Origin of the sequence: Enterobacter sp. MGH 24 (genome assembly GCF_000493015.1) — a bacterium.
Taxonomy (GTDB): Bacteria; Pseudomonadota; Gammaproteobacteria; order Enterobacterales; family Enterobacteriaceae; genus Enterobacter.
The window spans coordinates 3691040-3703772 of the sequence record NZ_KI535657.1 but is presented as its reverse complement, the minus strand read 5'-3'; the positions used below and the strand labels follow the sequence as shown (position 1 = coordinate 3703772).

Annotated in this window: 12 protein-coding genes; 5 read left to right on the top strand and 7 right to left on the bottom strand. The window is 57.1% G+C overall.

Annotated elements, in window-relative coordinates; all coding sequences use genetic code 11:
- Positions 1-5 precede the first annotated feature (5 nt).
- On the top strand, positions 6-1631 hold the full coding sequence (locus L370_RS04595) for an alpha-amylase family protein (RefSeq protein ID WP_023335664.1): 1626 nt from the start codon (positions 6-8) through the stop codon (positions 1629-1631).
- Here the strand turns inward: L370_RS04595 and L370_RS04600 are convergent, their stop codons facing one another.
- The 4 genes from L370_RS04600 to L370_RS04615 are packed head-to-tail and all read right to left on the bottom strand — an operon-like array spanning position 1632 to position 4125.
- A complete protein-coding gene (locus L370_RS04600) occupies positions 1632-2618 on the bottom strand; it encodes an SDR family oxidoreductase (RefSeq protein WP_023335663.1) in 987 nt (328 codons plus the stop codon). It abuts the gene before it with no gap.
- A gap of 17 nt (positions 2619-2635) precedes the next feature.
- Entirely contained in the window at positions 2636-3154 is a 519-nt protein-coding gene (locus L370_RS04605) for a 2-oxo-tetronate isomerase (protein ID WP_023335662.1), read from the bottom strand.
- 11 nt (positions 3155-3165) lie between these two features.
- Positions 3166-3612 carry a DUF421 domain-containing protein gene (locus L370_RS04610; protein WP_023335661.1) on the bottom strand — a complete coding sequence of 149 codons (447 nt, stop codon included), beginning with the start codon at positions 3610-3612 and terminating at the stop codon, positions 3166-3168.
- A 9-nt stretch (positions 3613-3621) separates the two neighbouring features.
- A complete protein-coding gene (locus L370_RS04615; protein WP_023335660.1) occupies positions 3622-4125 on the bottom strand; it encodes a hypothetical protein in 504 nt (167 codons plus the stop codon).
- 138 nt (positions 4126-4263) lie between these two features.
- Between L370_RS04615 and L370_RS04620 the strand changes: the two genes are divergently transcribed.
- From L370_RS04620 to L370_RS04635, 4 genes are all read left to right on the top strand, one after another.
- Positions 4264-4653, top strand: coding sequence for a YdeI family stress tolerance OB fold protein (locus tag L370_RS04620; protein WP_023335659.1), 390 nt, complete (start codon positions 4264-4266; stop codon positions 4651-4653).
- 64 nt (positions 4654-4717) lie between these two features.
- Positions 4718-5602, top strand: coding sequence for an SDR family oxidoreductase (locus L370_RS04625; protein WP_023335658.1), 885 nt, complete (start codon positions 4718-4720; stop codon positions 5600-5602).
- 181 nt (positions 5603-5783) lie between these two features.
- Positions 5784-6707 (top strand): LysR substrate-binding domain-containing protein, encoded by a 924-nt coding sequence (locus L370_RS04630; RefSeq protein ID WP_023335657.1) that lies wholly within the window; start codon positions 5784-5786, stop codon positions 6705-6707.
- 257 nt (positions 6708-6964) lie between these two features.
- Complete coding sequence (locus tag L370_RS04635; protein ID WP_023335656.1) at positions 6965-9346, top strand: glucose/quinate/shikimate family membrane-bound PQQ-dependent dehydrogenase; 2382 nt, start codon at positions 6965-6967, stop codon at positions 9344-9346.
- Positions 9347-9436: 90 nt separating this feature from the next.
- On the opposite strand, the gene L370_RS04640 is transcribed toward L370_RS04635, so the two are convergent.
- The 3 genes from L370_RS04640 to L370_RS04650 all read right to left on the bottom strand — a co-directional run bounded on the left by L370_RS04640 (position 9437) and on the right by L370_RS04650 (position 12713).
- Complete coding sequence (locus tag L370_RS04640; protein WP_023335655.1) at positions 9437-11128, bottom strand: methyl-accepting chemotaxis protein; 1692 nt, start codon at positions 11126-11128, stop codon at positions 9437-9439.
- A gap of 160 nt (positions 11129-11288) precedes the next feature.
- Positions 11289-12407, bottom strand: coding sequence for an S-(hydroxymethyl)glutathione dehydrogenase/class III alcohol dehydrogenase (locus tag L370_RS04645; protein WP_023335654.1), 1119 nt, complete (start codon positions 12405-12407; stop codon positions 11289-11291).
- Positions 12408-12437: 30 nt separating this feature from the next.
- Complete coding sequence (locus L370_RS04650; protein WP_023335653.1) at positions 12438-12713, bottom strand: metal/formaldehyde-sensitive transcriptional repressor; 276 nt, start codon at positions 12711-12713, stop codon at positions 12438-12440.
- Positions 12714-12733: the final 20 nt, after the last annotated feature.

Below are 12733 nucleotides of genomic sequence, written 5' to 3'. Positions count from 1 at the left end.
ACGCTATGACGGACTGGCATACACGGGCCATTATTTATCAGATTGATACCGCGCTATTTTATGATTTGAACGGCGATGGCTGCGGGGACATCGCCGGGATAGCGGCCAAGCTGCGCTATATTCGCCGCATGGGGGCGACGGTCATCTGGATCACGCCGTTTTACCTGACCCCTTTTCTTGATGAAGGCTATGACGTCAGCGACCATCTCCAGGTGGATCCCCGCTTCGGAAAACTGGCCGATATCATCGCCTTTATCGAACAGGCCCGCGAGCTGGGCATGCAGGTCATTATCGAGCTGCTGATCCAGCACACGTCAGACGCACATCCCTGGTTCCAGCAGGCCCGCCGCAGCCCGGCGTCACCCTATCGTGATTACTACCTCTGGTCGGATAACGACGAGGACGATACGCCCCCCATGTTCCCCGGCGTGGAGAAGAGCATCTGGAGCTGGGACGACGAGGCGGGGCAATACTACCGCCACATGTTCTATCGCCACGAGCCGGATCTGAACCTCACCTCGCCCGCTGTGTTAAAAGAGATTGAGAACATCATCCTTTTCTGGCTCAAGCTGGGCGTGTCGGGATTTCGCCTCGACGCCGCGTCCCATCTCACCACGCAGGCGGGCAACGGCGATGAAAAAAAGGGCCTGTGGATCCTCGAACATATGCGGCGTCTTATCGAAGAGCGCAATCCGGACGCGATCCTGCTGGGTGAAGTGGACGTAGACGTTGAGACCTATAAAGACTACTTCGGCGATAATGACCGCCTGAATCTGGTGCTTAATTTCTGGCTCAACAAGTATTTTTACGTCAGCCTGGCCCGCAAAAGCGCCCGCCCGCTGCGCAACGCGGTGAAGAAGATGATTGTCCCGCCTGATGCCTGCTGTTTTGCTAACTGGCTGCGCAACCACGACGAGCTGGATCTTGAAGGCATTAGTCAGAAAGACAAACAGTTTGTCCTCGATACCTTCGCCCCTGACGAAGAGATGAACGTCTATCAGCGCGGGATCCGCCGCCGCCTGGCGCCGATGCTCAACGGCGATCGCAAGCGGCTGGCGTTCTGCCACGCGGTGCTGTTTTCCCTGCCGGGTGTCCCGGTGATGCGCTACGGCGATGAGATCGGCATGGGTGACGACCTGGAGCTGGAGGAGCGCTACGCCGTTCGCACCCCGATGCAGTGGGCAGGATCGCAAGGGGGCGGTTTCTCCGCAGCCGCCCCTGAAAAATTTATCGCACCGATTATCGACCACGGCCCTTACCGCTATCAGAAAGTGAACGTCGCCGATTCGCTGCTTCACCACAACTCGCTCCTGCACCGGATAATCGATATTGCCAATACCCGCTCGGAGTTCCCCGAAATTGCCGTTGCGCCCTTTCGGCTTATCACAATCGATGATGACGCGGTGCTGGGGCTCTATTACGAGACCGACGAGCGCAGCATCCTGACCTTCGTCAACTTCAGCGACCAGCCGGTGCAGTTCACCGCAAAAGGGATCCGCAACGCCACCTGGACCGCCTGTCTCGAGGACAAGCGCTACGATGACGCGCTGATTTGCGGCAAAACGGTTCAGCTCACTCTTGGCGGCTACGGTTATCGCTGGTTCTGGATGCACCGTAGCGCGCTGCGCTGACTACGGTTTCCGGCGGGTTATCAGCCGCGTCACCATTAACCCTGCCACCGCGAGGGCGCCCAGCGCCATTTTACCCGGCATGCCTGAGGTGACGGACGGCGCGCGGGTTTTCGCCTCGTCAGTAAAGCGACCGTGGATTTTATGCAGGTCGTTAACCGGCTGGTCGAGATAGTCCCGGCGATCCGGCGCGTTGAGGTCGTCGGTCATCTGGCCTTCCCAGGCCTTTTTTACCATCAGCCGGTCCAGAAAACCGGGGAAGAAAAATTGCCCGACGATGGACTGGATGGTGCTGCCGCCTACCCACAGCTCGCGCACCGGTTTTTGCGCCACCCTGAAGATGGCGCTGGCGGCCACCTCAGGCTCAAAGACCGGCGGCACCGGGCGCATCGCCCAGGCGAACTTATTCCTCGCCCATTCGAACTGCGGGGTGTTGAGCCCGGGCATCTGCACCATCGAAAGCTGAACCCGGCTGTTCTCATGCATCAGCTCGGTACGCACCGCATCGGTGAACCCGCGGATCGCCGCTTTGGCCCCGCAGTAGGCTGACTGCAGTGGAATGGAACGGTAGGCCAGCGCGGAGCCGACCTGGATAATCACGCCCCTGTCGCGGGGTACCATGAGCTCGAGCGCGGCGCGGGTGCCGTTCACGTAGCCGAGGTACGTCACCTCAGTCACGCGCCGAAACTCGTCCGGCGTGAGGGTTCGAAACGGTGCCAGGACGGCCCCCATGGCGTTGTTCACCCAGACATCAATCGCGCCGAGGCGATACTCAATTTCATTAGCGGCATCCAACACCGCCTGGCTGTCGGCGACGTCCGCCTGCACGGCGTAGGCATTAACGCCATAGCGCCGCAGCTCCTCCTGGGTAGAGTGCAGGCTGGCTTCATCGCGGGCGATGAGCCCGACGTCGTAACCTGCCTTTGCAAAGTGCAGCGCCGTGGCTTTTCCCACGCCCGCCGTTCCGCCGGTAATCACTATGACAGCCATAGAACCTCCCCGTGAGTTTAACCGTTATCCTCGTCAGACAATGCTGCCAGCAGCTCCGCCAGCGAGAAATGCACCGCTTTTTCCACCACATCCTCACAGTCACCGGAGAAAAGCACGGTGCGGGTTTCCGTCTCGCCACGGATATTCCACGCAAAGCAGACCGTGCCGGCCGCCGTACCGTCGTCGCCCCCTTCCTGGCCCGCGTAGCCGCTAATGGCGATGCTGATATCCGCCTGGGCGATATCGCGGATACTGGCGGCCATCTCGGTAACCGTCTGTTCGCTGACGGCGGTATACCGCGCAAGCGTCTCAGGACGCACGCCGAGGATCCGCGTTTTGGCTTCGTCGCTGAACACGACCAGGCCGACATCATAAAATTCAGCGGTATTTTCCTCAGCGCAAAGCGCCACCGAGAGCTTGCCGCCCGTGCAGGATTCCGCGGTGGTTAAGCGAAGCCCGAGATCGGTTAATTTGCTCGCCAGCTTTTTTGTCAGTTCACTCACGGTATTATTGCTGTCGTGAAAAAGATTGCTCATCTTGCCGCCTCTTATTTCTCGAAAGGAATGATTGAAATATGTCCATTGCGCTCAAGTATGGCATATTTAATGTCGCTTATTTCCGTAATGCCATTATTCTGCCGCGCAGACACCAGAATATCATCACAGGAGACATCGACTTTTTTCAGCTTATCGGCTAACGGCACGCCGTTCTCGACCAGAATCACAGGCGTACCGTCCAGAATATTCTCCACCGGGGAAAAATATTTCTTCATCAGCCCAAATATAATGTCAACCACCACCAGCGTGGTAATGGTAATCATCGCGCCGGTGACGGAAAAATCCTGTCCGAGCAGCGCCTGCTGTGTGGCTTCACTAATTATCAGGAGCAGAATGAGATCGAAGCTGGTCATCTGCAGCAGCGCGCGACGCCCTGCTACTTTAAATACCACCATGAGAAACAGATAAATAGCCAGCGCGCGAAAGACCATATCCATATCAGCCTCCTAGGGGTAGATAAATTGCCAGATGTTAATCTCCGGCTCGCTGTTGACGCGGAGCACGGTGTTCCATTTACCGGCTCTGGAAGGTGTCGTGAAGAGTAACACTGAGAAGCTGTCAGATTTTTTCAGGTTGTTATAGACAAAATAGAGGGTCTTTCCACGGCTGAACATGCTGTCCGGCTGCGGCCAGACGCTGCCGGGCTCGTAAACCTCGCTGCTCTCGCTGGTCATGCTGAGGACATACTTTCCCTCTGTTTGCACCGGGAACGCCAGCTCCATTCGCGTCTCTGTCTCCCGTCGTCCAAAGCGTTCATAGTGTATGGTCAGTGAATTAGCGGAATTCGTTTTGATCGTATCGCTGATCGTTCCGCTGGAAAACAGACCGGCAATCGCCGCGACGATAATAACTAACAGAACAATAAACCCCACCTGACGAAACGCGTATTCAAACGTCAGCAAACGGTAATGCTCATCTATCCCGGGTAACTTTTCATTTTCACGCTTCATGGCCGTCGTCACCGTTTCGCTTATTAACCGATAATTTTGATTTCTCACGCGAATCTTTTTAGGACTTATCACATTTGCCACATAAAGGAATAGCAACAATACTTAATAAGTCAAGACACGCTAAATGAAGGATATCGGATGAAATTATCACTTATTTCCGCTTTATTGATATTTCTGGTTCCGGCCGCATGGGCAGATAATAACGAGGGTTTACAAAAAGGCGAAGCGCCACCGCCGCCCCACGCGCTTGATAGCGGATATCGCGGAACCGATGACGCGCGTATTATGACCATCGACCAGGCAAAAGAAATGCACGATGGTGCGACAATTTCTTTACGCGGTAATCTTATTGACGGTAGCGGCGATAAGTTTGTATTTCAGGATAAAACCGGAAAAATCGACGTTATTATTCCCCAGGCAGTTTTCGACGGCAGAACGGTAAAACCCGACCAGATGATCAGCATCAACGGTTCGCTTGATAAAAAATCATCTCCTGCCGTCGTCCGTGTTGATCGTTTGCAGAAATAATTCAGCGAAGCGTTAACGCTGCAGTTATCCATCAAATCTCACCCCTTGGCTTAAGGAGTCAGCTATGAGTGATACAAAACAACGTATGAACGCTTACCCGCAGCCCCCGTTCCCGGAACAGCCGCAAACGCCGCCGGGACTGGCATCAGAAATGCAGCCTGTACCCGACCACGGGGAAACAAGCTACAAAGGACATGGCCGCCTCGCCGGCAAAAAAGCGCTGATTACCGGTGGTGACTCCGGTATTGGTCGCGCGGTCGCTATCGCCTATGCTCGTGAAGGCGCTGACGTTGCCATCAACTATCTGCCTGAAGAAGAGAAAGATGCCTCCGAGGTTATTGAGCTGATCGAAGCCGAAGGCCGCAAGGCTATCGCGCTGCCGGGGGACGTCCGGGACGAAACGTTTTGTCAGAATCTGGTCGAAGAAGCCGTCTCGAAGCTGGGCGGGCTGGATATTCTGGTCAACAACGCGGGGCGTCAGCAGTTCCGTGAATCGCTTGAAGAACTGACCACCGAGGATTTTGACGCGACGTTTAAAACCAACGTCTACGCTCCGTTCTGGATCACCAAGGCGGCGCTGCGTCACCTGAAAGCCTCATCCGTTATCATTAATACCTCCTCCGTTCAGGCGGTGAAGCCCAGCCCCGTTTTGCTGGACTATGCCCAGACGAAAGCCTGTCTGGCGGTGTTTACCAAATCCTTAGCCAAGCAGCTGGGTCCGAAAGGCATTCGCGTTAACGCGGTTGCTCCCGGCCCTTACTGGACGGTACTGCAATCCAGCGGCGGGCAACCGATGGAAAAAGTGAAGGAGTTCGGTGGCGACACCCCCCTGGGACGTCCAGGCCAGCCCGTCGAGATTGCCCCGCTGTACGTCACGCTGGCTTCGGATGAATGTTCCTTTACGTCCGGCCAGGTGTGGTGTTCTGACGGCGGTGACGGCGTGATCTAAACCGATTAGCAATTCCTCCTCCGCAATGAGCAATAAATGAACAAGGACGTTCGCTTATCGCCCCTCCTGAAAAACATGTTGTAACTCAAACAGATCAAATGTTAAAAATATTTTGCTATAAGGTTATCAAAATTAAACAACTTAACTTGTCACCCGCATCGCTCTGTTTTTAACATCGCCTATGGAAAAAAATGGTCTGTTCAGTCAGCGCATACGCTTGCGCCATTTGCATACATTTGTGGCCGTCGCTCAACAGGGAACGCTGGGGCGTGCGGCTGAAACCCTAAATCTGAGCCAGCCTGCGCTCTCGAAAACCCTCAACGAGCTGGAACAGCTGACCGGAGCCCGTCTTTTTGATCGCGGGCGACTGGGGGCGCAGCTCACTATCGTGGGCGAACAGTTCCTCACGCACGCCGTTAAGGTGCTGGATGCGCTCAATACCGCAGGCCAGTCCCTGCATCGAAAAGAAGAACAATCCAGTGAGGTGGTGCGCGTGGGTGCTTTGCCTACTGCGGCGCTGGGCATTCTTCCGCCGGTTATCGGCCAGTTCCACAAGCAGCAGCGGCATACCACTATCCAGGTTGCCACCATGAACAACACCATGCTGCTCGCGGGGTTGAAATCAGGCGAACTGGATATTGGTATCGGCCGAATGTCCGACCCTGAGCTGATGGGCGGACTTAATTACGAACTGTTATTCCTGGAATCTCTGAAGCTGGTGGTTCGTCCCAATCACCCCCTTTTGCAGGATACGGTGACGCTAAGCCGCGTGATGGAGTGGCCGGTTGTGGTTTGCCCGAAAGGCACCGTGCCCCGCCAGACTGCCGAAACGTTGCTGCAAATGCAGGGATGTACGTTGCCTTCAGGGTGTATCGAAACGCTATCGGCCTCGCTTTCACGCCAGCTCACCCTGGATTATGACTACGTCTGGTTCGTCCCCTCCGGCGCGGTAAAAGATGATTTACGCCAGGGGACGCTGATCGCCCTGCCGATTACCTCCCCAGGAGCCGGGGAACCCATCGGCATTTTGACCCGGGTGGATACCCCACTTTCTACCGGCGCACAGACGCTGCTGAGCGCTATCCGTAAATCAATGCCGGTATAAAACCTTTTTCACCCCTCACCCTAACCCTCTCCCCTTAGGGGCGAGGGGACCAGCCCGTGCGTTAATCAAATAATGCGGAATAATCCATTAACAATTGCGTAAAACAATTTAACAGTTTTATCATAACGGTGAATTCACCAAATGGTTCGCAAATCATTTTAAAAAACCGAATTCACCCGTATTAATCATTATTCTTCCCGCCATTATTACCCAACTGGTACACGCCCGACACGGCGGGGGATCGAAAGGAGAAAGACATGGCATTTGGCAGCGCGCCGCGCGGGATACCTCGTATTCTGCAGTGGCTTCTTGCCGGACTGATGATGCTCATCGGTCTGGCGGTCGGCGGGTTGGGCTTTAAGCTCGCCACCGTGGGCGGAAGTGGATACTTCCTGATAATGGGCGTGGTCATGGTGATTGCCGCGATCCTGATTTTCCTCAATCGCACCAGCGGGATCGTGCTTTACAGCATCGCCTTTATTGCCTCGCTGTTCTGGGCGGTAAGCGATGCGGGCTGGGATTTCTGGCCGCTCTTCTCTCGCCTGTTTACCTTTGCTGTACTGGCCTTCCTCTGCGCCATCGTCTGGCCTTTCCTGCGTGCTGCGAACCACAGCGCCGCGAACAAGGCGCCCGCTTTTGGCGTCGCGGCCGTGCTCGCGGTGGCCATGCTGGTCAGCCTGGGCTGGATGTTTAAGCCACAAACCCTGGTGGCCGCGAACGAGGCCGTTCCGGTCAAGCCCGTCGCCCCCGGCGAGCAGCAAAAGAACTGGGAGCACTGGGGCAATACCACCCACGGCGACCGTTTCGCCGCGCTGGACCAGATTAACAAGCAAAACGTCAGCGATCTGAAGGTCGCCTGGGTTGCGCACACCGGCGATATTCCGCAGAGCAACGGCTCGGGTGCGGAAGATCAGAACACCCCCTTACAGGTTGGCGACACGCTGTATGTCTGTACCCCATACAGTAAAGTGCTGGCGCTAGACGTGGATTCCGGTAAAGAAAAATGGCGCTACGATTCAAAAGCCACGGCGCCTAACTGGCAGCGCTGCCGCGGTCTGGGCTATTTTGAAGACCATTCCAGCGTGACAACGTCACAGGCGGAGACACCGCCTGCGGCATGCCCTCGCCGCCTGTTCCTGCCGACCACCGACGCCCGCCTGATTGCCATCAACGCGGATACCGGCAAGGTCTGCGAAGACTTCGGCGACCATGGCACCGTGGATCTGAGCATCGGCATGGGCGAAATTAAGCCCGGCTACTATCAGCAAACCTCCACGCCGCTTGTCGCCGGGAATGTCGTTGTCGTCGGCGGTCGCGTCGCAGATAACTTCTCCACCGGCGAACCGCCGGGCGTGGTGCGCGCCTACGACGTACACACCGGTAAACTGGCGTGGGCGTGGGATCCGGGTAATCCAAACCTGACCGGCCTGCCGCCGGAAGGTCAGACCTACACCCGCGGCACGCCGAACGTCTGGTCAGCGATGTCCTACGACGCTAAGCTGAACCTGATCTACCTGCCAACCGGCAACGCCACCCCGGATTTCTGGGCGGGCGAACGTACCGCGCTCGACGATAAATACAGCTCTTCCATCGTCGCCGTTGACGCGACCACCGGTCAGGTGCGCTGGCATTTCCAGACGACCCACCACGACCTGTGGGATTTCGACCTGCCTTCCCAGCCGCTGCTGTACGACCTGCCGGACGGTAAAGGCGGCACCACGCCTGTGCTGGTGCAGACCAGCAAGCAGGGCATGATCTTCATGCTTAACCGCGAAACCGGCAAGCCGGTGGCGAAGGTAGAAGAACGTCCCGTTCCGGCGGGGAACGTTGAAGGTGAACGCTATTCTCCGACCCAGCCGTATTCCGTTGGTATGCCGATGATTGGCAACCAGACGCTGACCGAATCCGACATGTGGGGGGCGACGCCTGTCGACCTGCTGCTGTGCCGCATTCAGTTTAAAGAGATGCGTCATCAGGGCGTCTTCACCCCGCCGGGTCTCGACCGTTCCCTGCAGTTCCCTGGCTCTCTCGGCGGGATGAACTGGGGCAGCGTCTCCGTTGACCCGAACAACAGCCTGATGTTCGTCAACGATATGCGCCTGGGCCTGGCAAACTACATGGTACCGCGCGCTAACGTGGCGAAAAACGCCAGCGGCATCGAGATGGGCATCGTACCGATGGACGGCACGCCGTTCGGCGCGATGCGCGAACGCTTCCTGTCGCCGCTGGGCATTCCGTGCCAGAAGCCGCCGTTTGGCACAATGTCTGCCGTTGACCTGAAAACCGGCAAGCTGGTGTGGCAGGTGCCTGTCGGCACGGTGGAAGATACCGGCCCGCTGGGCATTCGCATGCACATGCCAATCCCAATCGGTATGCCGACCCTGGGCGCATCGCTCTCGACCCAGTCCGGCCTGCTGTTCTTCGCCGGCACGCAGGATTTCTACCTGCGCGCGTTTGATACCGCCACCGGGAAAGAGATCTGGAAAGACCGCCTGCCTGTCGGTAGCCAGTCCGGCCCGATGACCTACGTGTCGCCGAAAACCGGTAAACAGTACATCATCATCAACGCCGGGGGCGCTCGCCAGTCGCCGGATCGCGGTGATTACGTTATCGCGTACGCATTACCCGATAAAAAGTAAGATGTGAAAAAGGGACCGAAAGGTCCCTTTTTTTGTAGGTCAGATTTGGTGGGTCGGGTAAGCGAAGCGTCACCCGACACAACACGCCACTCAGAACGTCTCCCAGTTTTCCCCGGAAACCGTCGCCGCAGGGCGCAACGGCGCGTTCTTCACCGCTGGCGCAGACACCACCGCCCGGCCCGACTTTGCACCGCTCAAACGAAACGCCCCAACCGCCTCGGTCAGCCGCGCGCCCTGTTCCTCCAGTGACGCCGCCGCGGCGGAGGCTTCCTCCACCAGCGAGGCGTTCTGCTGGGTCACTTTATCCATCTCGGAAATCGCCTGACTCACCTGCACAATACCGCGGCTCTGCTCATCGGACGCGGCGGCAATCTCCAGCATGATGTCGGTTACGCGTTTAACCGCATCGACGATTTCATTCATGGTATGACCGGCGGCGACAACTTCACCGGAGCCCTGATCGATCAGCGAAACCGATTCGTTGATCAGGCTTTCGATCTCTTTTGCGGCATTCGCACTGCGGCTTGCAAGAGTACGGACTTCACTTGCCACCACGGCAAACCCGCGCCCCTGTTCACCCGCACGCGCGGCTTCTACCGCCGCGTTAAGCGCCAGGATATTGGTCTGGAACGCAATGCTGTTAATCACGGCGGTAATCTCAGAGATCTTTTTCGAACTGGTGGAGATATTGCCCATGGTTTTGACCACGCCGGAGACCATCTGTCCGCCGCGGCTGGCCTTACCGGAGGCATCTTCCGCCAGCTTGCTGGCATGATGGGCGTTATCGGCGTTCTGTTTCACCGTCGCGGTAAGCTGTTCCATGCTTGCGGCGGTTTGCTCAATGGCTGCGGCCTGCTGCTCGGTGCGCGAAGAGAGATCGGTGTTACCGGCTGAAATCTCGCTGGTGCCGCGGTAGATCTCCTCCGCCCCCTGACGTACGGTGCCCACGGTGTTTTCCAGCGAGTGCTGCATGGTTTGCAGATCGCGCGTCAGGCGGCCAATTTCGCTGCGCCCGGCCACATCGTCCGGCATCGTCAGGTCGCCTTTGGCGATATTCTCGATACGTTTCGCTGCCCGCTGCAGCGGATTGATTACCGTACGGCGCAGCACAACAAAGGTCATCGCCGTCAGCACCAGCGCCAGCGCAAACGCGCCCACCATAAACATCAGGCCCAATTGCGTGCGGCTGTGCGCCTGCGCCGTCAGCGCACTTGCGCGGTCGGTACGGATCTTAATCGCCTTCAGCAGAACGGCGTTGTACGCGTCATCCAGCGGGCGGGCCGTTTCATTTTCGTGATTGATTATCGCTTCGAACATGCCGTTTTTGGCGAATTTCACCATCGGCTGCAGACCCGCAATATAGGCGTCGTAGCGCGATTTAAGGTCAGCATCCAGCGCTTCGTCCTCAGCGGTACGCACGGCACGATTCATATAGGCGGTAAAGCTCTCCTGGGACTGCTTAATGCGCGTTTCCGCCTCGCTGATGTTTTGCTTCATCGCATCCATCTCCGCGATGCGGCTTGCCGCACCGGCGTGGATCAAATTGATACGCGCGGTTCGCAGATGGTTTGAGCTGTTCGACAGCCCCATACGCACCTGAATTTCGGATGTGACATCCTGCTGATCGCGATCGGCCTGCAGCAGGAAATACCCCGCCAGACCCGAGCTCAAGGCAAACAGAAGAATAATGCCACCGAGAATGGAGGAAAACAGCGGAACCAGCCTGATGTGATGCAAGAAGCCCAGCTTGCGCTGCGCCAGCATCGAAGTAGTGTTGTCCATGACCGTCGACTCTCTTGTAGGTAAGATGCGTAAAAACACGCCTGTTAGATAGTCATCGGCACGGCTGAGATTTAGATTACGGCTAAAAACGCCGCACTGGTCACACTTTAGAGAAGATTATTAAAGAAACGCCAGCGGCGAAAAACCGCTGGCAGAAGAGTTACTTGTCGCCGAAATGAATGACGGTGCGGATGGATTTTCCTTCATGCATCAGATCGAACGCCTCGTTGATCTGCTCCAGCGGTAAACGGTGGGTGATGAACGGGTCAAGCTGGATCTTGCCGGCCATAGCATCTTCAACCATCCCCGGCAACTGGGTACGACCCTTCACGCCGCCAAACGCGGAACCGCGCCACACGCGCCCGGTCACCAGCTGGAATGGACGGGTTTTAATCTCCTGACCCGCACCGGCCACGCCAATGATGATGCTCTCGCCCCAGCCTTTGTGGCAGCACTCCAGCGCGGAACGCATCACGTTCACGTTGCCGATACATTCGAAGCTGAAGTCAACGCCGCCGTCGGTCATCTCAACAATGACATCCTGAATCGGTTTTTCGTGATCTTTCGGGTTCACGAAATCGGTCGCGCCCATTTCACCCGCCAGCTTGAATTTCTCCGGGTTGGTGTCGACCGCGATGATACGCCCGGCCTTCGCCTGCACCGCGCCCTGAATCACCGCCAGACCAATGCCGCCGAGACCGAACACCGCAACGGTATCGCCCTCTTTAACTTTTGCTGTGTTATGCACCGCGCCAATACCGGTGGTCACGCCGCAGCCCAGCAGGCAGACTTTATCCAGCGGTGCCTGCGGGTTTACCTTCGCCAGCGAAATCTCCGCGCAAACGGTGTATTCGCTGAAGGTGCTGGTGCCCATGTAGTGATAAACAGGCTCGCCGTTATAAGAGAAACGGGTAGTGCCGTCCGGCATCAGTCCTTTCCCCTGAGTCGCGCGAACCGCCTGGCAGAGGTTGGTTTTACCGGATTTACAGAACTTACACTCGCCGCATTCCGCCGTGTACAGCGGGATCACGTGATCCCCCGGCTTCAGGCTGGTCACGCCCTCGCCCACTTCCACGACAATCCCGCCGCCTTCATGACCCAGCACCGCCGGGAAGACGCCTTCCGGATCGTCACCGGAGAGCGTAAACGCATCGGTATGGCACACGCCGGTATGGGTGATTTTGATCAGCACTTCGCCTTTCTTCGGCGGTGCCACGTCTATTTCAACGATTTTCAGCGGCTGGCCGGGACCAAATGCAACTGCAGCGCGAGATTTCATATGTCTTCCCTTCTTGTCAGGTGTGTGGGTTTATTTTAGATAAGAGCGCAGCAAATGGCCGACTTCCGCCATGCGTACGGCTCGCTGATCCGGCGTGGTTTCCCCCGTTACCAGCTCATCTTTGAGGTGAATTTCAACCATTTCGCCCATCAGGCCATTGGCAGCCCCGCGCACGGCGGCGATTTGCTGCAGGATGGCCAGACAGGGGGCGCCCGACTCCAGCGCGCGTTCCAGGGCATCAACCTGGCCCCGAATGCGGCGGACGCGGGTAAGAATACGTTTTTTATCTTCGGGTGAATGCGGCATACGCCCTCCTAATACTATAG